The 22,446-nt window shown below is 34.1% G+C and carries 28 protein-coding genes; 22 read left to right on the plus strand and 6 right to left on the minus strand.

Going from position 1 to position 22,446, the window contains the following annotated elements:
• Positions 1 to 169 precede the first annotated feature (169 nt).
• The 4 genes from ACIQ0C_RS24675 to ACIQ0C_RS24690 form a co-directional block, all read right to left on the minus strand.
• Positions 170 to 1,357, minus strand: a complete 1,188-nt coding sequence (locus ACIQ0C_RS24675; RefSeq protein ID WP_403064923.1) for a tyrosine-type recombinase/integrase — start codon at positions 1,355 to 1,357, stop codon at positions 170 to 172.
• Between the two features lie 48 nt (positions 1,358 to 1,405).
• Complete coding sequence (locus ACIQ0C_RS24680; protein WP_403064926.1) at positions 1,406 to 1,903, minus strand: ImmA/IrrE family metallo-endopeptidase; 498 nt, start codon at positions 1,901 to 1,903, stop codon at positions 1,406 to 1,408.
• 75 nt (positions 1,904 to 1,978) lie between these two features.
• Entirely contained in the window at positions 1,979 to 3,520 is a 1,542-nt protein-coding gene (locus tag ACIQ0C_RS24685; RefSeq protein WP_403064929.1) for an SNIPE associated domain-containing protein, read from the minus strand.
• Positions 3,521 to 3,663: 143 nt separating this feature from the next.
• A complete protein-coding gene (locus tag ACIQ0C_RS24690; protein WP_239860735.1) occupies positions 3,664 to 4,008 on the minus strand; it encodes a helix-turn-helix domain-containing protein in 345 nt (114 codons plus the stop codon).
• Positions 4,009 to 4,169: 161 nt separating this feature from the next.
• On the opposite strand from ACIQ0C_RS24690, the gene ACIQ0C_RS24695 reads away from it, so the two are divergent.
• From ACIQ0C_RS24695 to ACIQ0C_RS24760, 14 genes are all read left to right on the plus strand, one after another.
• Positions 4,170 to 4,400 carry a helix-turn-helix domain-containing protein gene (locus ACIQ0C_RS24695; RefSeq protein ID WP_239860736.1) on the plus strand — a complete coding sequence of 77 codons (231 nt, stop codon included), beginning with the start codon at positions 4,170 to 4,172 and terminating at the stop codon, positions 4,398 to 4,400.
• 13 nt (positions 4,401 to 4,413) lie between these two features.
• Entirely contained in the window at positions 4,414 to 4,719 is a 306-nt protein-coding gene (locus ACIQ0C_RS24700) for a DNA-binding protein (protein ID WP_239860738.1), read from the plus strand.
• Positions 4,719 to 4,937, plus strand: coding sequence for an ORF6C domain-containing protein (locus ACIQ0C_RS24705; RefSeq protein WP_403064934.1), 219 nt, complete (start codon positions 4,719 to 4,721; stop codon positions 4,935 to 4,937). The genes ACIQ0C_RS24700 and ACIQ0C_RS24705 overlap by 1 nt, the downstream gene beginning before the upstream one ends.
• A gap of 45 nt (positions 4,938 to 4,982) precedes the next feature.
• Positions 4,983 to 5,234 carry a helix-turn-helix domain-containing protein gene (locus ACIQ0C_RS24710; RefSeq protein ID WP_403064937.1) on the plus strand — a complete coding sequence of 84 codons (252 nt, stop codon included), beginning with the start codon at positions 4,983 to 4,985 and terminating at the stop codon, positions 5,232 to 5,234.
• A 274-nt stretch (positions 5,235 to 5,508) separates the two neighbouring features.
• A complete protein-coding gene (locus ACIQ0C_RS24715; RefSeq protein ID WP_403064940.1) occupies positions 5,509 to 6,414 on the plus strand; it encodes a DUF4373 domain-containing protein in 906 nt (301 codons plus the stop codon).
• Positions 6,415 to 6,417: 3 nt separating this feature from the next.
• Complete coding sequence (locus tag ACIQ0C_RS24720) at positions 6,418 to 6,774, plus strand: hypothetical protein (RefSeq protein ID WP_403064943.1); 357 nt, start codon at positions 6,418 to 6,420, stop codon at positions 6,772 to 6,774.
• A gap of 2 nt (positions 6,775 to 6,776) precedes the next feature.
• Entirely contained in the window at positions 6,777 to 8,087 is a 1,311-nt protein-coding gene (gene dnaB / locus ACIQ0C_RS24725; RefSeq protein ID WP_403064946.1) for a replicative DNA helicase, read from the plus strand.
• Positions 8,088 to 8,427: 340 nt separating this feature from the next.
• Positions 8,428 to 8,664, plus strand: a complete 237-nt coding sequence (locus ACIQ0C_RS24730) for an XtrA/YqaO family protein (RefSeq protein WP_403064949.1) — start codon at positions 8,428 to 8,430, stop codon at positions 8,662 to 8,664.
• A gap of 97 nt (positions 8,665 to 8,761) precedes the next feature.
• Entirely contained in the window at positions 8,762 to 9,556 is a 795-nt protein-coding gene (locus ACIQ0C_RS24735) for a spr1630 family ClpXP-sensitive toxin (protein WP_403064952.1), read from the plus strand.
• A 32-nt stretch (positions 9,557 to 9,588) separates the two neighbouring features.
• Positions 9,589 to 10,773, plus strand: coding sequence for a spr1629 family repressor/antitoxin (locus tag ACIQ0C_RS24740; RefSeq protein WP_403064955.1), 1,185 nt, complete (start codon positions 9,589 to 9,591; stop codon positions 10,771 to 10,773).
• A gap of 291 nt (positions 10,774 to 11,064) precedes the next feature.
• Positions 11,065 to 12,687 (plus strand): RNA-directed DNA polymerase, encoded by a 1,623-nt coding sequence (locus tag ACIQ0C_RS24745; protein ID WP_403064958.1) that lies wholly within the window; start codon positions 11,065 to 11,067, stop codon positions 12,685 to 12,687.
• Positions 12,688 to 12,924: 237 nt separating this feature from the next.
• The gene (locus ACIQ0C_RS24750) at positions 12,925 to 13,086 is read left to right on the plus strand and encodes a hypothetical protein (protein ID WP_403064961.1); all 162 of its coding nucleotides are present in this window, start codon (positions 12,925 to 12,927) and stop codon (positions 13,084 to 13,086) included.
• Positions 13,083 to 13,556, plus strand: coding sequence for an ArpU family phage packaging/lysis transcriptional regulator (locus ACIQ0C_RS24755; protein ID WP_403064964.1), 474 nt, complete (start codon positions 13,083 to 13,085; stop codon positions 13,554 to 13,556). Before ACIQ0C_RS24750 ends, ACIQ0C_RS24755 begins: the two co-directional genes overlap by 4 nt.
• A complete protein-coding gene (locus ACIQ0C_RS24760; protein WP_403064967.1) occupies positions 13,531 to 14,073 on the plus strand; it encodes a tyrosine-type recombinase/integrase in 543 nt (180 codons plus the stop codon). Before ACIQ0C_RS24755 ends, ACIQ0C_RS24760 begins: the two co-directional genes overlap by 26 nt.
• An 841-nt stretch (positions 14,074 to 14,914) precedes the next feature.
• On the opposite strand, the gene ACIQ0C_RS24765 is transcribed toward ACIQ0C_RS24760, so the two are convergent.
• Both ACIQ0C_RS24765 and ACIQ0C_RS24770 read right to left on the minus strand, forming a co-directional pair.
• On the minus strand, positions 14,915 to 15,580 hold the full coding sequence (locus tag ACIQ0C_RS24765) for an HNH endonuclease (RefSeq protein WP_403064970.1): 666 nt from the start codon (positions 15,578 to 15,580) through the stop codon (positions 14,915 to 14,917).
• Positions 15,581 to 16,834, minus strand: coding sequence for an AAA family ATPase (locus ACIQ0C_RS24770; protein ID WP_403064973.1), 1,254 nt, complete (start codon positions 16,832 to 16,834; stop codon positions 15,581 to 15,583).
• A 348-nt stretch (positions 16,835 to 17,182) separates the two neighbouring features.
• On the opposite strand from ACIQ0C_RS24770, the gene ACIQ0C_RS24775 reads away from it, so the two are divergent.
• The 8 genes from ACIQ0C_RS24775 (at position 17,183) to ACIQ0C_RS24810 (ending at position 22,339) form a co-directional block, all read left to right on the plus strand.
• Positions 17,183 to 17,503: a hypothetical protein gene (locus tag ACIQ0C_RS24775; RefSeq protein WP_403064976.1), complete on the plus strand. Its 321-nt coding sequence runs from the start codon at positions 17,183 to 17,185 to the stop codon at positions 17,501 to 17,503.
• A gap of 108 nt (positions 17,504 to 17,611) precedes the next feature.
• Positions 17,612 to 18,121: a hypothetical protein gene (locus tag ACIQ0C_RS24780; RefSeq protein ID WP_403064978.1), complete on the plus strand. Its 510-nt coding sequence runs from the start codon at positions 17,612 to 17,614 to the stop codon at positions 18,119 to 18,121.
• A 286-nt stretch (positions 18,122 to 18,407) separates the two neighbouring features.
• Positions 18,408 to 18,770 carry a type II toxin-antitoxin system PemK/MazF family toxin gene (locus ACIQ0C_RS24785; RefSeq protein ID WP_403064981.1) on the plus strand — a complete coding sequence of 121 codons (363 nt, stop codon included), beginning with the start codon at positions 18,408 to 18,410 and terminating at the stop codon, positions 18,768 to 18,770.
• Between the two features lie 86 nt (positions 18,771 to 18,856).
• Positions 18,857 to 19,105 carry a hypothetical protein gene (locus tag ACIQ0C_RS24790; RefSeq protein ID WP_403064984.1) on the plus strand — a complete coding sequence of 83 codons (249 nt, stop codon included), beginning with the start codon at positions 18,857 to 18,859 and terminating at the stop codon, positions 19,103 to 19,105.
• Between the two features lie 56 nt (positions 19,106 to 19,161).
• Entirely contained in the window at positions 19,162 to 19,491 is a 330-nt protein-coding gene (locus ACIQ0C_RS24795) for an HNH endonuclease (protein WP_403064987.1), read from the plus strand.
• A gap of 44 nt (positions 19,492 to 19,535) precedes the next feature.
• A complete protein-coding gene (locus tag ACIQ0C_RS24800; protein WP_403064990.1) occupies positions 19,536 to 20,255 on the plus strand; it encodes an HNH endonuclease in 720 nt (239 codons plus the stop codon).
• 111 nt (positions 20,256 to 20,366) lie between these two features.
• Positions 20,367 to 20,678: a P27 family phage terminase small subunit gene (locus ACIQ0C_RS24805; protein ID WP_338150301.1), complete on the plus strand. Its 312-nt coding sequence runs from the start codon at positions 20,367 to 20,369 to the stop codon at positions 20,676 to 20,678.
• Positions 20,675 to 22,339, plus strand: a complete 1,665-nt coding sequence (locus tag ACIQ0C_RS24810; RefSeq protein ID WP_403064994.1) for a terminase TerL endonuclease subunit — start codon at positions 20,675 to 20,677, stop codon at positions 22,337 to 22,339. The genes ACIQ0C_RS24805 and ACIQ0C_RS24810 overlap by 4 nt, the downstream gene beginning before the upstream one ends.
• Positions 22,340 to 22,446 lie beyond the last annotated feature (107 nt).

Here is a 22,446-nt window from a genome sequence, read left to right on the forward strand (position 1 = left end):
GATATGTTTAGAACTCAAGTTCACCCATGGGAACGCGAACAATATATGTCAATGTATTAATAGCTTTAAAGCCTTGGTATTACTGAGTTTCTCAGTTGCCAAGGCTTTTTTTATTTTTATAAAATGAAAGGGAACTGGCTGACTGACCACATTTTGACCACATTTCAAACTATTTCATATTCAACTGGGGATAATCCATGTAATTTGAATATCCGTCCACACTTTTTTCTTCGAGTTTTTTTGATACGTGAGCATAGACATCTGCTGTTGTTTGAATGGATTTATGTCCTAAGCGTTCCTGCACATCTTTTAAACTGGCTCCAGATTCAAGAAGTAAAACGGCGTGGGTATGTCGTAAACCGTGGATGGTTATATGTTTTGTAATTCCGGCTTTTCTACAGATGCGATTAAATGCTCTGTGTAAGGTGGATTTTGAATAGGGGAGGCCATTGCCTCGTTCGAAAACAAGAGTTGTTTCTCTATGATATCTATCTGCCAATTTCAACTTTATTTCCTTTTGCTTAATGACATGACGTGTTAACAGAGCGGCAAGGCTTTGGTCGATTAAAATTTTTCTATACGATGTTACAGTTTTAGGCGGTCCAAACATTTTATCAATATCCAATACATCATAATTTAAAGTTTTGTATACTTTAATTTTATTTTCGGTAAAGTCTAAATCGAGAACCTGGAGAGCTAAAGCTTCGCCTTTTCTTAAACCAGTATCGATTAATGTTTTAAATAAAATAAAATAGTTCCAATTTTCTTTTAGAGCTGCATCTAAAAATCTAATTACTTCATCTTTGCTTAGATACTCTAAATCTTCATCTTCTTTTATTTGGTTTATTGCCTTATTAGGGATAGTCATACCAGTACAAGGGTTTTTAGATAACATTTCAAGAGAAACAGCTTTATTCATTGCGTTAGAAAGAGTGGTGTGAATTATTTCTACTGTTCTTTTACTATTTTCTTGATCAGCTAGTTTATTAACGATTTTTTGGTAAATGGTTGGAGTTAGATCTTTTATTTTCATATGACCAATTAACGGAATGATTTTTTTTTGGACATTACGCTCATGAAGCTTATAAGTATTTTCTTTCACTGCGTTTTTTTTGTAAGTGGCTAACCAATCAGGTAAGTAGTCTTTAAAAAGAATATCTTTGTTATAAGCTTGTCCATTATAAATTCTAATTTCTTTAAGAGCTTCTTCTACCTTAAAAGCAGCTTCCTTTTTTGTGTCCGCACGCCGAGTAATTTGAGTTCTTTTCCCAGTAGCTGGATTACGAGGACCTTCTTCAGTACACTTCCATTTATAGCCCTGTTTATTTTTAGCAGGGACTTTTTGAAAGTAAGCCATAATGATTCACATCCTTTAATTTTTAGCCAGAAATCATTGCCTATAGAATTAGTAGGTATACATTTTTGAATTCTCAGCAACCAAATGAGAAGTGTAAATTTGATTTTGATATTGATCAAATCTTTGTGAAGCAAATTTATTTGTGACATTAAACGTATTAGCTAAATAATAAATTGCCTGATTACGATGGTTAGGCATTTCCAGCTTTAAAAGCATAAAAGTAGGAATGCAAAAATGGTAAGCAAAATAAATTGCCTGATTTTCCTGTAATTCTAAAAACATCTTAGGCATGTAGATTTGATTTCCAGCGTGTCTGAGAACATGGCATAACTCATGGGCAAAATCCTGCCACTGCTCCTGGGAAGATAACCGATCCTCAATAATGATTTCACCATCATAAAACCTGCTAGACATTTCCTCGAAAGAAACGACAAGTCCTAAACGTGCTGCAATATCTAAAAAATCTAGTTGGTGAGCATGAAAGATGTCAATGGAGTAGTAAAAGTCTTTAATCCAGTCCTCTAGTAATGAAGTGGTGTAATACATATTTTCCCTCCTTTATAGTGGAATGTATGTTCGTGTTGTAGTTGAAAGAAAAGCCCGACTGGGCATGTTCTTTTTTTAAGATAAAGATTGAAATTCTTTTTGTAATTGTAATGATTTTCTAAAATCCTCAGCTTCTGCTAATTTAGTGAATGCTACAGTCTTGTTGTGATTTTTCTTAACGACGTCTTCAATTTCATCTAATTCGACTTTGAAAAATTCTTTACGTTCGTTAACTTTATTAACTTTTTTATCAGCAAATGCTTTGTGTAATGCATTTTCAAGACTTGGTGCATCTTCACTAAAAATCATTCCATGAACGTCAAAAGTGAAAGGGACTGAAGCATCGCCTAATTCTTTAACGCGATCCATTGGCTCTAACCGTCTCGTCATACCAATTTTAAAGACATTCTCTCCAAATGAACCAATATTAGAAATAATATAAACATATCCTGCTCTGGTATGTTGAACTCGGAATAATACATCTTCTTTATTCTTCTTAGTTTCCTCAAGCTGTGCTTCAAGTTCTTTAAGTTTAGCAAGTAATTTTGCTTGTTTGTTTTCATTTGTTTCGGTTAATTGTTGTTTCAACGTTTCAATTGCTTGTTCAAAGTGCTTTTCTTCTTTTTCAACTTTTTCTTTAGCCTTTTCAAGTTCTTTCAATGCTTTGGCTTCTTCGCGCATCTGTTCCTTGATAGCCAATTGCTCTTCTTTTTCTTCTTGCTTTTTCTGCTCGTATTCATACTTTAAATAAAGCTCTGCTATTTTTAAGTTTAAGTATTGCTTAGTAATTGAAACATTTTGCATATCAGTAAGCTTATTAAGATCTTCATATACTTTGTTGATACGCTTTTCACTAGCTTCAAGATTATTAAATTTAACTTTTAAGATAACATTGTCGCATTCATTATTAAAAGCTCTTATGGTTAATTTAATTGTATCTAGGATAAACTCTCGTCCTTTTTTGGTATCGGAACCAATGGTCCAGTCTAAACTATGGTCTGTTGCTCTTTTATCTTTGACCAGTTGCTTTTGTTCTTTCCTGATTTCATTCAGTTTTACTTGATACGCTTCAGATGATTCGAAGTTATACTTGGATTCAAAGAATCCAAAAGACTGCATAAGAAGTTCTTCTTTTAATTCAATTACGTTTTCTTGTAGTTTCATTATTTCATTTACTATTTCTTGTTTCTTAGTTGATAGATCATCAATTTCATTTGTAATCCGTTGTTTCGATTCACTAATATCGACTAGAGATGTAATATCATCCAGTTTATTAACAAGATTTTCTTTTTCTTTTTCCAAGTTGCTAATTGTTTCTCTAATTTGTATTTTAGTTATATTTAAATCTGTAAGTGGTTTAAACTCTTCCAATTCACTTGTGATTTTTTCTTTGGTACTGGTGAGTAGTTGGATTTCATCTGTTAATCTTTTAAGTTCATCTTTAATGTTTGCTATTTTATCAAATTCGTTGTCTTCCCAATACCTTTGTGCTTTTTTCAATTCCTTATTACGTTGAATGATCAACATAATAGCTGGTACTAAAGGTAGGATTAAAAACCAGCCAGTAAATAACAGTCCAATAAACCATGATGAGTGATACCATTTTTCTTTATACAACGTTATACCCCCTAAATTAATAATAAACATTTGCAATAAAACAAATGAAACACTTGGAATGTAGTGATAAAGAAATGAGTAAAAACTCCTAGGTTGAGAAGTTTTTTTAGAACACCCCATAAGAGTCTTGGGTGCCCTAAATATTACTTATTTTTATCTCTCTCTTTAATGAATTCCCAAAAGCGAATTAATTCTTCAATTTTTTCTTCTGGAGCGTTTTGTAAATCCTTGAAGAATATTTGTGTTTTAGGATTAAGAAATTCTTGCCACATTTCATCTGGAGATATGTTTTTCTCGTTCCCGGTAATTAAATAATCAAGAGTTACATCAAAAAAGTCAGCGATTTTTTTCAAAGTGTCATAATCAGGTTGTCTTTTATTAATTTCGTAATGAGCATAGGTTCCTCTTGTTAAACCGAGAATTTTAGAAAGTTCTTCTTGAGACAGTCCTTGTCTTGACCTTAGTTTTTTAAGTCTAGCTCCCAACATTATAAGGCCTCATTTCTTTACTAATTACCTTAATTATACTGTAGCAGAATGCTACATGAAATAATTGTAGCAAAACGTTACAAAAGTTATTGACTGTAGCATTATGCTACTGTATATTAATATTTAAAGTAGCATAACGCTACAATAAAGGGAGGGATAAGGTGAAACCAAGACAATGGCTCCTTGATAAAAGAACTAAAGCAAATTTAACTCAAGATGAGGTTGCCACTCAAGCAGACATTAAACGGCCATATTATACTCAAATCGAGTCAGGGGTTAGAAGTCCAAGTGTAAAAGTTGCTAAAGAAATAGCTGAAATCATAGGGTTTGATTGGACGCTTTTTTTTGAGAATAATTGTAGCGATTTGAAACGAAAAACAAATACAGCTTAAGGAGGTAATTCCAATGATTCAAGTAAATCTTGATTTTGCTGATGAAAACTTTCGAGAAGTGCTTCGGCAAGAAATCAAAAATGCAATGGCCGATGTAGTCCAGCAAAATCAATTACCGCCAATGCTCACAAGAAAACAGTTGATGCAACTCTTCAACATCGGTGAAACAAAAACATCTGAATTATTAAGCCGTCCAGACTTTCCGGTTTTCAGAGAAGCTGGTGTATTGATTCCAACACATTTACTGTTCAAGTGGATTGAGCTAAACACTCGCTTTGTTGATGAAAACACAAGTTATTTTAAGAAGGAGGTTGTTTAATGACTCAACTAACTCATGGCGAACAGCTCCGCCTTGAAAAAGGTGTAGCACGTCGAGTCTATGAATTCACAGATGACAAGAAAGAAGCTGCCAGGCTTTTTAAGGAATTGTATCGGGAAATCAAAGATATATTCGGCGTGCATACTTACAAAGATGTGAGGAGCAAGGACCTTCAGTCTGTCATACAGCTCATTGAAAATTGGTCACCTTCATCTTAGCAAGTTCCACCAAGATGAAGTATTCCGATTTGGCATATAAAGGTGGTGAAAGTATTGAAATTCGGATCTGTTCTGCAAGCTTGTAGGGAACGGGCCGGTCTATCACAAGAAGAGTTAGCTCATCAACTGAACCGTACGCAGTCTTGTGTTTCAAAATTTGAGAAGGACCGAAAAGTTCCCGATATAGGGACGTTCATGCAATGGGTTCAGATAACTAATGCACCTGAAGTGGCAGTAGCTTTCCTTTATGGTATGGACGGTATAAATATTATTCATCAGCTGCTCCCGTTGATCTGAGGATTAATTTTATCTATACGTGTTTTATAAAAAATGATTGGAGGAAGTAAAGTGAAGATTATCGCAGGAGAATGGTTGAAGTTGTCTCTATTACAGAAACATGATCTATTAAAAAATAACATAAAAAAAGAGCAGTGAGCTACCGACTCAACTACTCAATATTTCGATAGTTCTATTTTAACAGATTATTAATGGAGCGGCAAACATTCGTTCCTTAAGTAGGTTTTATAATCGATATCCACCAACAATTTTTGAAAAAGGAGGCGAGGTGGTAATGGCCAGACCTAAAAAAGAAGGCTTAGATTATTTTCCATTGGATGTTGATATGGATCAAGACGATAAAATTGCTTTGATTGAAGCGAAACATGGTGTCATAGGTTTTGGAATTACGTTGAAACTTCTAATGAAAATCTATAAAGAGGGGTACTTTTATCGATGGACAGAAAGAGAGCAATTACTCTTTTCCAGCCGAATAAATGTAAACATTAATGCCGTTCAAGAGATAGTTATTGATTGCATTAACTGGGGATTATTCGACAAAGAAACATATGATAAATATGAGGTTTTAACATCAAAAGGCATTCAAACACGTTATATAGAGGCAATTGTCAGGAGAAAGTCCGTTACTCTTCACGAAGAATTTTTGCTGATAGATTATCGAGAACATATTGGCTCTAGTAAAATCTCAATTACTCTGATTAATACGGACAATAAAGAAGTTAATGTAAACATTAATTGTCAATCAAACATAATTAATGGTGACATTAATCCCCAAAGTAAAGTAAAGGAAAGTAAAGTAAAGGAAAGTAATAAAAACAATATACCCGAACAAATTGAAAATTTGCGTCTAAGGTATTCCAAAAATCAATTAAAGATTATTGATGATTACCTAGAAATGATTCGGCATACAAGGGTGAGTGCTAAGATATCTCCTTCTGTGATTTTAGGAATGTATCAAGACTGGGACAAGCATCCAACGATTTGTGTAGAGTATGGCTTAAAAATCCATACTGAAAATCCTGCTTACCATTCTAAAAAGGAGAATTACACCAGTGGAATCATTCGAAACACTCCAGCAGAAGAAGCAGCAGAAAAGTTGGCTAAACCATTGCTACAAATGAATACGGGTACACATAAAAAACAAAATAGCTTTTTAGCTCTTGTAGAAAAAGGGGGTTAACTCATGGAGAGAAGGCAGATTGCAGAATTACTAGATGCGATTCATTCTAGTTATCCAGGTAAGTTCGTTGTTCAGGATCCTACTAGTTTACTTGATTCCTGGGAAAGAGTATTGAAAAAACACGATTCTGAAAAGGTCCTGAAAAACTTTGATCGTCACCTTGAATCCAGTGTTTTTCCTCCTACAATTGCTGATCTTGTGAAGAAAAGGCCATTAGATAGAATGGACTCCATTCCTAGCGTGAATGAAACTTTAGAATATCTAAGGTTGATAGAAAGTAAATCAGAAATTAGCGAAGAGGCTGCACACTCTATCGAAGAATGTAAGGCGCAAATCAGAAAAATACTAGGAAGGTCTTAGATATGGAAGAGCAACTTTTATACAATCTTGAAGTTGAAAAATCATATTTAGGGATTTTACTGGCCGAGCCAGGATTAATTAAAGACGGGAAGATAAAGCCTTTTCAACTGTCGCCAGGGAAGAATTTCAATGTTTTATGGACGTTACAAGATTTAGACGAGAAAGGGATTCCCATTGATTTTGTTTCTGTAATGGAACGAGTAGGAAGGAAAAACATAGAGAAAATTGGTGGCCCTGATTATTTAGGTGACTTAGCAGCATCGGTACCATCTACAGCCAGTTTTACATACTACGAAAAAATAATTCACGAATACTGGCAAAGGCGAGAAGCAGTCACAGTCGCAAATCAAATTAAAGAATCTGCTCTTACTGGAGAGCCTGCAATTGTTATTCAGACAGGAATCAATGATTTGATGAGGTTAGAGGATAACTCTACAGACGATGATGATGGGTCCATAAAGGATGACTTGGTTGCGGTATACGATGAATTAGAAACACCAAAAGGTGAAATTACCGGTATGCCTACAGGATTTAAAGAATTAGATCGAATGACAGCTGGATTACAAAAACAAGATCTTATTGTCATCGCTGCCCGGCCATCTGTAGGGAAAACCGCATTTGCTCTGAACATAGCAGAAGGAGTAGCTAAACAGGAACAATTCGCTGTCGGAATTTTCTCCTTGGAAATGGGCAGAAAACAATTATTAAAAAGAATGATTTCGATTAACGGCAGGATTAATGTTCAGCATATTAGAACAAGCAACCTTATTGATAAGGATTGGGGAAAGCTTACAGGTGCAATGGGAGATGTAAGTAACCTTAATCTAAGAATCTTTGATAATTCAGGTATTACTGTTAACCAAATATGGGCGAAGGTCCGCAAGATGAAACGGGATTACGAAGGTAAAGACATTCTGGTCATTATTGATTACCTGCAGCTCATTACAGGATCGGCCAAACATAAAGGGAATCGAACACAAGAAATTAGTGAAATCAGTCGGATGCTTAAACATCTGGCAAGGGAATTGGATGTATGTGTCATTGCCTTAAGTCAGCTATCAAGGGCGGTAGAACAAAGGCAAGATAAACGGCCTATGATGTCAGATATACGTGAATCAGGCCAAATTGAACAAGACGCTGACGTGATTGGATTTCTTTATCGGGATGATTATTACGATAAAGAATCTGAGAGCAAAAACATTATTGAAATCATCATCGGCAAACAAAGGAATGGACCCATAGGAACCATATCATTAGCATTCATCAAAGAGTATGGGGTGTTCCTCAATCTGGAGCGCAGACATGACGGTTAGGGAACTTTATCATGAGTCCGTCAAACACAAGCATACTTCACTCCGTCTGTTGATTGAATTTCTAGTATACGAAAAAAACACTGTGAACTTTAATGACGATAAATCTGTACTCGATCTTTATTTCAAAGAGAATAATAGGCCGAGAATGAATGAGTTGTTGAAGGAATATCAGAGGATTTATGGGGAAGTTATATGATGTTTTTCCTAGCAGTAGACCTATATTGTTAATTTAGATGTTTTACAAAAACTATTGAAAAATAAATAATCCCCGTTTGACGACGGGGAATCAGAGATTTCTCTATGCATATCCTATCTTTACTTTAGCATAGGAGGAAACTCAATGAAAGAAGCTGCCACGCTAAATAATGAAAATTCTACAAGGTTACAAGTTATTGAAATTAATCCTAGTACAAAGAGGCTGGAAATTGATGTAATGGAACAAGAAGGTAGCTTTGCCATTGTTTTTTGCGATGGGAAGGCCAAGCTTACCCAGCTACCGAATCATGGCGAGACGAAGATTATTACTCATCAGGGGAAGATCAAGCGAATTAAGTTTGATGAAGGAGAAGATTTTTAAACTTTAAAAATTTCTAAATTTTATCACTTTTTATTTAAAATTATTTTAATTAGTATATAATTTAAATAAGATGATAAAATATAGAAAGAGGGATTATATGAAAGAATATCGTTTTTCTTCAGAAGTCAATCAAAGAGTTGTTGATGGTATTTTACATGGATATAGGAATTATATTGATGAGCGCAATGATAAGCGTTTAACTATGAAAATAAGTGATGCTTATGCATGGGTTAAGGGCAATCACATTGATGATCAAACAGCTAGAGAATGTGAAGAAATGGGTATTCTTTATAAAAAGGCAAAGGCAGGTTATACATGGGGATACTTACAATTTGCCTCCTCTAGAGATAAGAGCATGTTTATAATTAAAAATGCTAAATATTTCAATTCGGATAACTTTCCTGGTGGGAAAGGTATTAAAGGAAATAAAAAAAGTAATAATGACGAAGATAATTACCTGAAAAAACTCTCAAGAATAAATAGTAAGGTTGCATTTCCTGAAGAGCTTTCATTTTTTTCTCAAGAAACAGAACTTCCTGAATATCTATCTATTTTTGATGATAATACACTTAAATCGTTAGAGAACAAAGAAGTCGACCGATTAAAGGAAGATTACGATAAATTTTATATCATTACCTACGAAATTGACCAAGCTTTTATGATTTCAAAAATACAGGTATTGATGCCTAATCCCAATGATAATAAAGCCTATCTAGTGGATGACTTGACTGAACTTATTAATAGTAGTTCCGTTGACTTTGATGATGTAGATACTACAGTTTTAGAAAATGATGAGATTGAATATGATTTTGATTCACCTGCTGCAATTGATTTTGATATCATTCATGAAAATGATTTGGACCAAGAAAAAACAGAAGATGAAGATGATTAATGTGAAAATTATATTTAAGGAGGTATGTACTCATGTTTGTTGGTACAAATTTGACCAACATTCGAATTCTCCATGGATATACAAGGAAACAACTTGCTGACATGCTCCAAATTACAGAGCAATCTGTTTGGCAATATGAAAATGGTTACATGTCTCCAAAAATGGAAGTTGTTAATGAAATGAAAAAAATTTTCAGAGTGAAAGGTAAGTATTTTTACTCTCAAGATTTCCTTAATAAAAATGGTAGAGCGAATATACAACAAAGCCACATTGCTTATCGAGCCGAGATTATTAATAGTGCTCAAAAGACTCAAAGCGAAGCTAAGAATATTGAATTCATCAGCTCATTTTTAAATATCATAGAGAAAAAACTCCATTATCCTAGAAATGAAATAGTTATCTTAAGAGAAAAGATAATTGAATATATTACGACTTCAAATGAAGAGGATAAAATAAAAATTCAGCAAGCAGCTAAAATAGCTAGGGGATTTTTGGGGTTGGACAATAAAAGTAACTTGAACTTGTTATTTATGCTTGAAAAAAAGGGAGTATTTATCTTTGAGAAGGCTATTGGAGAAAAAATAGATGCCTATAGTTTATGGACCGAAGACGAAAGGCCCTTTGTAATATTAGGTAATTTAAAAAAGTCAGCAGCTAGAAGGAATTTTGACTTAGCTCATGAATTAGGTCATTTATTATTACATTATAAAGTTGAATTTTCTTCTTTAGATAATAAATCTCACAGGCAGCATGAGCAAGAAGCAAACTTATTTGCTGGGGCTTTCTTGTTACCTGAAAAGGAATTTATTGAAGACTTTATTTCTCTTCCTAAAAAATCAAATCCAGATGCTTATATTGATTTAAAAAGGAAATGGATTATTTCGATCCAAGCACTTGCACATCGTGCTTATTCCTTGGGATTATTAGAGTATCAACAATACAGATATTTCAACATCAAGTTAAATAACAAGGGGTATAAAATTCAGGAACCACTTGATGATAATTTGAAAATAATGAGACCAGGAAAAATTAGAAGCATATTGCAACTATTGTTTGACAAAAATTATTTATCATTACGTACACTTTTAGATACACTAATGGTTGATATTGAATTTCTATCTAATTTACTAGGAATAGAATTAGAATTCTTTGAAAAGTATCAAATTGAGATGTCTAAAGAATTTACGGTCTCTGATTTGAATATAAAAGCAAAATAAATGTTCTACCAGCTCACTGGAGGACACTGAATGAACGGTTAAAGCCGTCATTTGGTGTCCTTTTTATAATTTTAAAATTTCTATACTTAGTACTATGGGCCTGTAATCTGCTATAATTTAATAATAAGATGGATGTACCATTATTAGATGGATGTACCATTATTGTATGTGGAAGGAAAGTCTAGCGTACTCTTGGACTAGTACATTGGGAGGGGAAGGTTTTCACTTTCAAAAGAAAGTAAGATTTAATGAGGCTCGATTTTGCTCCTTATAGAGAGAGGAAGAGAATAATTGGAAAAGGTTAGCGCGAAAGAATTAATTGGAAAAGGTTATTTTCCAAAAGAGATCCCTGAGATATTTAGTACAGATAAATTATCAAAAATAATGAATCAAATCGATTTTACAATATTCAATAAGCATGATAATAAAAAGTGGTCTAAAACACTTAATATATCAATCCCTAAACTTGCGCATGCAAGGAGGATATTAAATGTTCCTACTCCATTTCATCAGATAAAACTCTCAGAGTATATTGAGAGTGAGGCAGCTAATCTAAACGATTTTTTTAAGCAATCAAAATTTTCATTAACTACACCGGTAATCAAAGAAAATTCTAAAAGAGCTGTTGACCGGAAGTATGACTTTTCAGAAATTGTAACAAGAAGAATATATGGTACTTCAGATAAAAAATACGTTCTAAAAACAGACTTATCTAGATATTTTCCTACAATATATACACATAGTATACCCTGGGCCTTACATACGAAATCTACAGCTAAACTTAATATAAAAGACAAGGATTTAACGGGAAATAAAATTGATGAGCTTATAAGGAATATGCAAGATGGCCAAACTTTTGGTCTACCAGTCGGGCCAGATACTTCTTTAATTATTTCTGAAATCATTGGGACTGCTATAGATATTCAATTACAAGAGTTATATCCGGATTTAGAAGGTGGTAGATATACGGATGACTTTGAGTTTTATTTTAAAACATTTTCGGATGCAGAAAAGGTATTAAATTCATTACAAAAAATAGTTAGGGACTTCGAATTAGATTTAAATCCTTCCAAAACTGAGATTATTACTTGTCCTGATATGTTAGAACCTATTTGGCTATCTAACTTAAAACTATATCATTTTAGAAATAATTCACAAAACTCCCAAAAGAATGATATAGTTACGTTTTTTAGTAGAGCATTTGAATTTCAAAAAAAATTCCCATTTCAAGGTGTGCTAAAATATTCATTGCAAAAAATCAAGAATGTTAAAATACTTCCAGATAATTGGTCTATTTTAGAATCATTGCTATTACATTCTATGCTAATAGATTCCAGCACCATTTCTATAATTCAAGACATATTTTATGGTTATAAAGAAAAGGGTTATACAATTAATAAAGAAAAAATACAATCAACTATTGGAGAAATAATTAATAGCAATATATCTATTGGTAATCATTATGAGGTAATATGGGCCCTATCAATGAGCACTAAATTAAAATTAACAATTAATGAGGATATAGGTAAGTTACTATTCAATTTTGAAGATTCATTTTCTAACATATTAACTATGGAATCATATATAAATGGTAACATTAAGGGAAATCATGACTTGGATTATTATCAGTCACTATTAAATGACAATGAATTGTATGGTCGTAACTGGCTGTTTGCCTATGAAATGGGTATAAAGGATTGGCTAAAGCCCAAAGAGAATATGAATTACATCAAAGAAGACAAGTTTTATAATCAGTTAGTTGAAAACAATGTAGAGTTTTATAACCTTATTGATGAACAAATAGAGGATATAGATGATGATTGGTTAACGGCTATTTTAGCTGAAGAAGATTTCTTCAATTCAACAAACCCCTCTGAGGGTGAAGGTTATTTCTTAGGATTAAAAGATTATTAGTTCGGATGTTCTACCAGACTTCTGGAGGACACCAAACGAACGGATAAAACCGTCGTTTGGTGTCCTTTTTATTTTTCTAAGGGGGCAAAGGGATGGATCAGAGAAGTAAAAAGCAAATAGTAGCACGGAAGGCTAAAGAGTTCAGTCATCGCGAATTGTACGGATTAATTGGCAAATATAAACCGAAAATGGAGCGTAGTGGTGGAGTGTTAAAACATAATAGGAGGTCGTTATTAGATGACTGAGCAAATGATGAAGCGCCAAGTGAACCCTTATCGGATGGACAAACGCACGGGTGCTCTCAGTCCGGTAAAGCCAAGTCGTTATGTACAATATGCTTATGATAAACCAGAACGTCAATTTCCTAAAGAACAGAAGGAGAGGTGTCAGGACACATGAAAAGTAGAAGTGATATGCCGGTTGTTGATGAAAAAAAGACTAAAAGAGAAGTCGAGAAGGCGATTGCGGAATATCGGGATTTCTTAATCACGTTACCTATCTTTTTAATGCCAAAAGTGACACCCTCTTATTCATTGGTGCCTCCTTCTAACACCAACGTGTTTCATTCCAGCACGGAAGATGCAGCACTTGAACGGATTGAATTTGAGCAAAACCGAGCGGATTGTTTAACTAAAATGCACGATGCGGTGAACAGTTTGAAAGATATCGAGAAATTGATCATGGTGAAAAAGTATCTTCTCCATGATCAACACGGTTACGACTTGTTAATTTGGACTGAATTAGGGCTAGGAAAAACCAAGTATTATGCCATTAAAGGAGAGGCCATGTTGCGCCTGGCCTTCGCCTTGAAAATCGAAGTCTACAATAAAGGGGGTGTTTCGAATGAACGTGGTCCAACCCATTCGTGATAAGGTCCTGCTGCAGGATATGAAAGACTTCCTGAAACAGAATAATGAACGAAATTACATTATGTTTTTGCTCGGAATCCATACAGGCCTACGTATCTCGGATATTCTTCGTTTACGGGTAAGGGATGTGCAAGGATGGGACATTGTCCTGAAGGAAAAGAAGACGGATAAACATAAAGAAGTAAAGATGTCGAATGAATTGAAAAGGGCGATCCGCAGTTATGTGAAAGAAAAACCTTCGAATGAGTATTTGATTAAAAGTCGAAACGGAAAAAACAAGCCGATTACAAGGGGAATGGCCTATGTGATTTTGAGTCAGTTGGCGGAGGAATTCAGACTGGAACGAATCGGGACCCATTCCCTTCGAAAGACGTACGGGTATAATCATTACAAGAAATTCAACGATGTCGTAGCCCTTCAACAGATCCTGAATCACACGGATCAACGAGAAACCTTAATTTACATCGGAATTAAACAAGATGAACTCAATAAAATGCAGGGGAAAATCGATTGGTGATTTCCTCTTTTTTGTAGGTTATTTTGCTTTTGTCCTTTTAATTCACTTCAACCTGGCGGTTGTTCAATTCATTTTTAGTAAACGTGATATTCCCTTGGGCCTGTAGGAAAAGGTGGGTGCCTGTGAATTATACACAATCTGGATTATAGCTAATTCAAAGGGGTATTTTCATTCCATCATTGAAGAGGCAAAAGGAAAGCAATGATTTACTATCTAAATTTAGGACGAACGATTCGTGAACGATTTCTGAACGATTCGCGAACGATAAACGGACACTTATTCATTTTGAATGTGATAAAGTGATAGTATGGAAGTTTTGAAGAAGACTTCTAAATAAGGTGTGATGGTTTTTAGCTGTTTCGGCTTATCCCCTTTTTTACCTGAATTAGATAGAAATGCGACTCAATCGGCTGTTGAGGCTGAATTAGAGAAAATATCGCTTATATATTTACTTAATCTTTGAAGAACGTGAGGCATCTGTTACTGTCAGCTCAGAAGTTCGATATCATGGTCCTACTAATATGACCACTGATCAAACTGGTTCTATTGCAATATATAATGCAGATCAGCAGCGGTATAGAAAAGAATACTGTGAATGGTTGAACGAGCGGTTAACAGGTTGCCAAAGATGGAAAGCTTTTTAATTGAGGAAAGGTATATGTCTCAGGATGGGGATTATTTAACAGATTTTAATGTGTATTGTCACAAGTTTCAACCACCAATTAGTGCAATGACATATGCGAAGGTTCGATGGAAATCTTTTTATAGACTTGCGCTAAATTTGAATATAGCAATTACGAAAAAATAAATTAGAAAAGCCACTATATACGTGGCTTTTTGTTTAGGCGGATTGACTATTATCATACGTTAAATTAAATTGTTTTAAGAAGAATGTTACCATGGAACTGAATTCCTTATTCTTTTCTTTATAACTTTGGATGTCTTGAAGCAGAAGTTTTTTTAATTCAGCATCCTGTTCATTTTCATAACAGTCAAGTAATGGTTGGATCTGATTAAGTAATTCAATTCTTTTTTCAATAAGATCAACACGGTCAAGTTGTAATTTTTTGATTGTAATTTTAGCTTTACTGCTACCTGGCTTAGGGAAAGGTAGTGGTCCACAAAAAATAATTTCTTCTTCAGTTTTATCAGTATAGGGGTTTAATAAAGGTAAATTTGTATTATAATACTGAGCTTTATTTTGGTTACATTTCCTACAAGCTATGGTCAGATTAAACCAATCGAAAGTCTTACTCGGAACTAAGCTCTTTGGCTCAATATGCTCAATATCGCCATGATCAATATGTAACACTTTGCTTTCACAATAAGCACACTTATTATTTGTTTCCTTTAATAAGCCTACTTTAATGTCTAAGTGCCTATATCGATTTTGTATTGTATTTGGTATAGGACTACCTTTAGATAATGCCACTGTAAGCTGGCTTAACCATTGTTCCTCTTTATTAACAAGAATCTCTGGTTTTTCTCCTTTTTCTAAAGCAATCACCTAATTTCCTCCTCGCATGAAACTTAATGCTTGGGGCAAATACTCGCTAAGTCCGTATTCAGATAGATCTAATTTAAGTTGTATATAATTTTCTGCGTTTAATTCAGTATTTGAGTACCTCTCTATTACCTTTTTAATTTCATGCTCTACCCAAATAGGAAAAGTAACAGGTACACCCAATACATCCCTTAATATTTCAGCTGCATTAGCAGTTTTATTTTCAAAATCAAGTGCTTGTGAGCAGACTAATTTATTTTCATTATAGCTGAGTGCATAGACAGATGAGTCTTGAACAGAATTCACCATAAAAGGACTGTGAGTCGAAATAATGAATTGTGCATTTGGAAATGCTTTAATTAAATCAGGCAACAAACTTCTTTGCATCGAAGCATGTAGGTGGTTCTCTGCTTCATCAATTAATACGATGAAATTTTCACTTTTTCCCTCATCATACATATAAATTTGCCATGCTAAGTCGATTATGGCACCAATCCCACCAGATACAGAGTCTAGTAAAAAATCCCCTGTATCTGTTATTAAAAGAATTTCTCCATCTTTAATATGTATATTATTAAAGCCTAGAGATGGGGGTAGTAACATTTTAAGAACTTCTACAAATCCAAGAAAAAGATCATAAGCTTCTTTATCACTAGAAACATGTTCATTACCTTTTCCAAAAACAGCTAATGACATCATTGTTGATTTCATATGTAAAGTAGGATCGTCATCTTGAGGGTTATAATATTGATTTTGTAAAAATCTTTTCTTTACTGAATTAGTGAAATGATTGAAGGCCTCTTTCTTTGATTGGGGTTTAACTGGAATAGAATTTAGTTTTTTATATGAATAGGGCAATCTGTGAGAAGGGATGTTAAGCCCGTTCAAATTTCCTGTAGTTCCCTCATGTTGCCAAAATACATTATATACGGCATTTTCAGAATGTGTTGGTACAAAAATTTTATATCCACCAGTTTCAGTCTTTATAGAACCAATCTGTGTATTCGTAGTATCATTATCAAAATTTAACCTAGAGGATCTTATACCTGAGTTAAATCGCCCTCTTAATTTAAATTTTTTGGAACTGGGAATTCCATTTTCATTATATTGCCAACCTATTATTCGGCCTATTAATCTAATTAGGGTGCTCTTTCCAGAGCCATTTGCACCAGTAATCACAGTTAATTTCGGGTGGAAATTAATAGATATATTTTCGAATTGATTCCAATCGTTAACTTGAAGTTGAGTTAATAGCATAACTAATATCATTCCTTTTCTAAAAATGCCTTACAAATGATTCTAAACTATTTATTTATTTCGAACTACCTTTTTGGTATACCTTCTATTAGTTTTTTAGAAAAAAATAGTAAATTTTAATAATATGTTAGATTCAGGAGTAGTTAGCAGTGATTACTTATAGGTTATGTGTAATGATCGAGGCGTAGTCGGAAGTAAACATCTTGACCCAGGTACGGTTGGAAGCTAAGGATTTATATCATCGAGAATAAGAAAAGGGGCAGACTCAAAAGGTGTCGTCTATTTATGGATAAAGAAGGAAAATAAACCTTTGTGTCGAATGTAATAGGCAGAAAGGGGTGTTTTGAAATGAAATTTAATATTGTAGTAGTTCCACCAGATGGGGGAGAAGCAAATTTTTCAGCTCCTATAAAAGGTAACAGAATTCCTCAAAAAGGTGAGTATATTCAATTTACAGAGGAAGATGGTACTTCATATTTTTTAGTCAGAAATATTATATCTTGTTTTGAAGATGATGATTCGCCAGTGAAAAACTTTAGTGAAACTGGAATTCATGTAGAAGTTGAACCTCTTGATTATGAGATGCAATCACCTTCACAACAAAGGATGATAGAAAGTTATAAAGCCAAAGGATATACTGTTAAACAATATATTCCGTCAGGATATTAAGGGAGAGCGAACAATGAAAGATCCAGGAGTAGTCAGTAGTGAATACTTAGATCCAGGTGTTGTTGGAAGCTGAATAAAAAATATTAAGGATTCATAAGGTGAGATAAATTGGAACTGGGACAGGAATTTCAATTAGAGATTGAACAGTTTGTTCAAGAAATAAACTCTCCAGATTTATTAAACGTTATTTTAAGAGGCCATTTGTATATCGAAGCGAAGATTATAGAATTATTAGAGAATCGTTTTACTCATCCGGAAGAATTTAGAATGTCTGACATAAATTATCCGAATAAAATAAACTTATGTGTAGCTTTAGGGATTATAGATAGATCTGAGACTAAAGCTTATCTAAAATTAAATAAGTTAAGAAATACTATGGCTCACCAATTACAACCATCGCAAATTGAAAAAGAGATTGGAGATATTATTTCTTCTTTAAGTAATGAACAAAGGAAACTATATAAGACCAATAAAAAGGAAGATGGCCTGCTCTACAATCTCAGGAAAGCTTTAGCAGTTTTGTTTGTAGATTTAAATGTAATCTTAGAGTCCATAAAGCACGAAGATCAGTTGTTTCAAGAAATAATTCCACTGTTTAAAGATTACAAAAAAGAATAAGTACTGTAGTAAGGCGCTCATTTATTGAGTGCTTTTTTTAATGGGAAATCTGCAAACAAATGTTCCGTACTCCAATTGCAGTACAGTCAGGGTATTCCAGTTACAGTACGCTAGAGTACTCCGATTGCAGTACTCTAAAAATTTTTCCTTCATTAAAGCAGAATTCCTAAAGAAAATCTTTAAAGAAAATATATAAAGAAAACCCTTTGAATGATTTTAAGGGAATGTCTTTAGAAGGTAATTGGTTCTTTTTGTCGAATTAACCAGTAATAAAAGGGGGGGTATTATGAAAGAAATCAAAAGGGGAGAAATATATAATATTGATTTATCTCCAGTCGCTGGTTCCGAACAATCTGGTCTGAGACCTGCTCTAATAATACAAAATGACATAGGAAATGAAAATTCTCCAACTGTTATTATTGCTGTATTGACTAAACAAATTAAGAGGAATAATTTTCCTACTCATATCTATTTAGATAAAGATAAATTTAAGCTTAAAGAAAACTCTATATTGATGTTGGAACATATAAGAACTGTAGATAAAACTAGGATTTTTGATAAAGTTTCATCTATAGATGAAAAAACCATGTTTGAAGTAGAACAAAAGATACTCATTAGTTTGGGTATAAATGCAACTATAAATAGATAAGTAAGCATCCATTCATTGGGTGCTTTTTGTTTTGAAGGAAATTATCTTATTTTGGCGAATATGTAGTACATTAGGAGGTGTTTTGTATGTTAATTGAAGGGGAGACTACTTGTCAAGATTGTAAGCATGGCTTTATGTGGTATTACTTTTATAAGGAAAAGGGAAACACTGTCTATAAAATACCGCGGTTTAGCAATAAGGAATGCGCTACATTAGTGACAGCTAATGAAGATAAAACACCAAAGAGTCTAAAAGCTTATTGTCCTAAACAAGAATGTGGATATTCAAATTATTTTGATGTCGATTATACCAATGTGAAAATACCCAAACAGTAAAAGCGAAGCGCTCAAAACAGAGCGCTTTTTATTATGTTAAGGGAGGTAGAGGGGAAGTGACAGAGTATAAGTCAGAAGAACAGAAGCGAACCTTCTATAAGTCAGGGGCATGGAACAAGCTAAGGCAGCAGGCATTGGATAGAGACAATCGTGAGTGCCAACAGTGTAAGCGAGAGGGCAAGGTTCATGTGGACTCAATCAAAGTAGAAGGTGAACGTAAGAGTGTAGAGCTCAACGTTCATCATAAGTATGAGATTGAACACTATCCAAAGTTAGCGTTGGTATTAGATAACCTCGAAACGGTTTGCTTGAACTGCCACAATATGCTGCACGACAGAGTGTTTGGAGAACAGAAAAAGAAAAGATGGGATGATGAACGGTGGTAGTAAAACCTGTCATAATAGGCTTATAGTTTGAGGGATGGTTTACAATGACTTACTCAATTGTTTGTTTGAATTGTGGCAATGAAAAGTTATCAAGGTATAGGACCACTAAATTTTGCAGTGATCAGTGTAGAGGAAAATATAACAAAAAGAACAGAGGGCACAAACAAAAATGCAAACAATGCAATACGACATTTTATAACTACAAAGAAAGAACTTTTTGTTCTTATGAATGTAACGTGAAATTCTTAAGAGATAACCCTACACCTATACAAGTATACAAACCAAGACCTAAAAGGATAAAGAGTTGTATTAACTGCAATAAGGAATATGACACTCATCAAGATAGAAGTAAGTATTGCAGCTATAAATGTAAATATGAATATAAAGTTAAAAAGAAGCCGATCTCAAATATTAAATGCAAAGAGTGCGGTAAATGGTTTTCTACAACAAATAAGTTAAAGGTATTTTGTTCTGAAAAATGTGGAGATAAAAATTACTACAGAAGAAAAGAAATGTTGAGAAGAGAACGAATTGTTTCTAATGGTAAAGTTCATTGGGATATAGCTATTGAACGGTTGTTAAGAAGGGAACGACATAGTTGTTATCTCTGCGGTGAAACAGTTAATACTAAGACTGATCATAACGACGATTATTATCCAAGTATCGAACACGTCGTTCCAGTAGCAAAAGGTGGGACTCACACTTGGGATAATGTTAAATTAGCACACAGAAGATGCAATTATTTGAAGTCAGATGAAGGATAATAAGCCCCCCCATTCTAGGATTGGTCAAATATTTTCAAACCGGGGACCGGGGAGGGGGCTCGATTTCCGAGATTTATGATCAATTTTTTTCACGTTAGGGGGGGGGGTAACATGCCGGTGAGTGTGATGGAGCTAAAAAAACAATTAATGTCAAAGATTGATAAACAGGATTTCGTACAAGTTGATAAAGTAGAAAGGTATATAGATTTGGTTAAATCCTTCAGAAAAATAAACAAAATCATTAATAAAGAGGGAGAGACTCTTACAACAAAAAATGGGTCACAGCAATTCTTGAAGGCCCACCCTCTCATAAACGAACGGAATAAAATTAATGCTACATTGTTGAGTATTGAGAAATCTTTTGAATTCAGCAATGGGGAGGACCCAAAGCCTTTAAAGCGTAACGCGAGTGATTTAATATGATATCGAACAAATATGTTGATGGATATATAAAACTGTATGAAACAGGAAAAATAAAGCTAAATAAAGAGCGGGTCCTGCTAATTGAATATCTTAATAAACATGTTTTGTCTCGAGATGATCTATATTTCGATGAAGAACAAATCAATAATTTCAAGAGGTTTACCGAGAAATGGTATTTCCCATTAGAACCCTTTCAAATGTTCATAGCGGCATTTGTTTTTTTATTTTATAAAGAAAACGGAAGAAACTTCTTTCGGAAATTCCTTATCATGATGGGGCGCGGTGGAGGTAAGAATGGTCTAATTACTGCCCTAACGAATTTCTTCATAAGTGAATTACATGGTATCCCAAAGTACAATGTTTCCATAGTAGCAAACTCGGAGGACCAGGCTAAAACTTCCTTTATGGAAATGTATGAGACTATTGAAGAACATGAAGTTCTTGAAGAAATGTTTTATAAAACAAAAGTGGAAATAAAAAATAATGCCACAAAGAGTATTGTTAAATATCGAACGTCCAACGCCTCCACGAAGGATGGTTTGCGTGATGGCTGTGTCATTTATGATGAGATCCATCAGTACGAAACAAATGAAGTCGTTCGAGTATTTTCTAGTGGATTAGGAAAAGTCAAAAATCCACGAGAGTTTTTTATTGGTACAGACGGTTATGTCCGTGAAGGATATCTCGATAAAATGAAAGAACGCGCCAACAATATCCTTGAGGGAAAAGAATTAAACGATTCCCTTTTTCCGTATATTTGTAAGCTGGATAAAGCGGAAGAAGTCGAAGATATAAGCACATGGGAGAAAGCTAATCCCATGTTTTGTGAGCCTAGAAGCGATTATGCAGAAGGGCTTTTTTATACGGTCCAAGAAGAATATAAGGATCTAGCTAACGACCCATCTAATCGTGAAGAATTTATGACTAAGCGAATGAATATCCCCGAGGTAGACCTAGCTAAATCAGTAGCCAGCTGGGAAGAAATAATGAGAACTGGTTATGAAGAAGATGGGGAAACTCTTAGACTTATTCCAGAGCTTGAACATCGTACTGCTGTGGGAGGCCTTGACTTCGCCAGCATCAAAGACTTTGCATCAGTAGGATTATTGTTTAAGGTTGGCGAGGATTACATTTGGAAAACTCATTCTTTTGTCCGCAAAGGTTTTATTGATACAGTCAAGTTAAAAATCACACCTAAACTCAAAGAGTGGGAAGGAAAAGGGCTGCTAACCATTGTCGATGAACCTGTTATTAATATCAAGCATATTGTTAATTGGTTTGTGGAGAAGCGTGAAAAGTATGGAGTTAATACAATTGTTGCTGATACCTTTAGACTCGATTTAGTAAAAAGCGCATTGGAGGAAGAGGGATTTACGTTATTGTACATCCGTAATCCCAAATCGATTCATTCCCTTTTAGCCCCACGAGTAGAAACTCTATTTGCAAACAATCATATTATCTTTGGGGACAATCCTCTTATGCGTTGGTATACGAATAATGTATATGTCCATATCAAGAAAGATGGAAATAAAGAGTATTTAAAAAAGGATGAGTTTAAACGAAAGACAGATGGATTCCAAGCACTCATTCACGCCTTATGGCAAGCGGATGAAATACTAATCGATGATGTGGACTTTTTCTTAGACGATATAGATTTTTAAAAGGGTCTGTTAAAGGATGTTGTTGATTTTTTGTCTTGAATTTTTTTGTCCCTTACACAGGAGGAATATTACTCTGCCGCAATGGCAGCTTAAGTATTTGAAAATAA

The organism is Peribacillus sp. NPDC096448 (assembly GCF_044762675.1).
GTDB classification, from domain to species: domain Bacteria; phylum Bacillota; class Bacilli; order Bacillales; family DSM-1321; genus Peribacillus; species Peribacillus frigoritolerans_B.

Excerpts from the sequence above, each read along its gene's own strand:
- ACIQ0C_RS24675 (WP_403064923.1), bottom strand. The coding sequence starts at position 1,357 with ATGGCTTACTTTCAAAAAGTCCCTGCTAAAAATAAACAGGGCTATAAA.
- ACIQ0C_RS24680 (WP_403064926.1), bottom strand. The coding sequence starts at position 1,903 with ATGTATTACACCACTTCATTACTAGAGGACTGGATTAAAGACTTTTAC.
- ACIQ0C_RS24690 (WP_239860735.1), bottom strand. The coding sequence starts at position 4,008 with ATGTTGGGAGCTAGACTTAAAAAACTAAGGTCAAGACAAGGACTGTCT.
- ACIQ0C_RS24700 (WP_239860738.1), top strand. The coding sequence starts at position 4,414 with ATGATTCAAGTAAATCTTGATTTTGCTGATGAAAACTTTCGAGAAGTG.
- ACIQ0C_RS24705 (WP_403064934.1), top strand. The coding sequence starts at position 4,719 with ATGACTCAACTAACTCATGGCGAACAGCTCCGCCTTGAAAAAGGTGTA.
- ACIQ0C_RS24715 (WP_403064940.1), top strand. The coding sequence starts at position 5,509 with ATGGCCAGACCTAAAAAAGAAGGCTTAGATTATTTTCCATTGGATGTT.
- ACIQ0C_RS24720 (WP_403064943.1), top strand. The coding sequence starts at position 6,418 with ATGGAGAGAAGGCAGATTGCAGAATTACTAGATGCGATTCATTCTAGT.
- dnaB (WP_403064946.1), top strand. The coding sequence starts at position 6,777 with ATGGAAGAGCAACTTTTATACAATCTTGAAGTTGAAAAATCATATTTA.
- ACIQ0C_RS24730 (WP_403064949.1), top strand. The coding sequence starts at position 8,428 with ATGAAAGAAGCTGCCACGCTAAATAATGAAAATTCTACAAGGTTACAA.
- ACIQ0C_RS24735 (WP_403064952.1), top strand. The coding sequence starts at position 8,762 with ATGAAAGAATATCGTTTTTCTTCAGAAGTCAATCAAAGAGTTGTTGAT.
- ACIQ0C_RS24740 (WP_403064955.1), top strand. The coding sequence starts at position 9,589 with ATGTTTGTTGGTACAAATTTGACCAACATTCGAATTCTCCATGGATAT.
- ACIQ0C_RS24750 (WP_403064961.1), top strand. The coding sequence starts at position 12,925 with ATGACTGAGCAAATGATGAAGCGCCAAGTGAACCCTTATCGGATGGAC.
- ACIQ0C_RS24755 (WP_403064964.1), top strand. The coding sequence starts at position 13,083 with ATGAAAAGTAGAAGTGATATGCCGGTTGTTGATGAAAAAAAGACTAAA.
- ACIQ0C_RS24760 (WP_403064967.1), top strand. The coding sequence starts at position 13,531 with ATGAACGTGGTCCAACCCATTCGTGATAAGGTCCTGCTGCAGGATATG.
- ACIQ0C_RS24770 (WP_403064973.1), bottom strand. The coding sequence starts at position 16,834 with ATGCTATTAACTCAACTTCAAGTTAACGATTGGAATCAATTCGAAAAT.
- ACIQ0C_RS24775 (WP_403064976.1), top strand. The coding sequence starts at position 17,183 with ATGAAATTTAATATTGTAGTAGTTCCACCAGATGGGGGAGAAGCAAAT.
- ACIQ0C_RS24785 (WP_403064981.1), top strand. The coding sequence starts at position 18,408 with ATGAAAGAAATCAAAAGGGGAGAAATATATAATATTGATTTATCTCCA.
- ACIQ0C_RS24790 (WP_403064984.1), top strand. The coding sequence starts at position 18,857 with ATGTTAATTGAAGGGGAGACTACTTGTCAAGATTGTAAGCATGGCTTT.
- ACIQ0C_RS24800 (WP_403064990.1), top strand. The coding sequence starts at position 19,536 with ATGACTTACTCAATTGTTTGTTTGAATTGTGGCAATGAAAAGTTATCA.
- ACIQ0C_RS24805 (WP_338150301.1), top strand. The coding sequence starts at position 20,367 with ATGCCGGTGAGTGTGATGGAGCTAAAAAAACAATTAATGTCAAAGATT.
- ACIQ0C_RS24810 (WP_403064994.1), top strand. The coding sequence starts at position 20,675 with ATGATATCGAACAAATATGTTGATGGATATATAAAACTGTATGAAACA.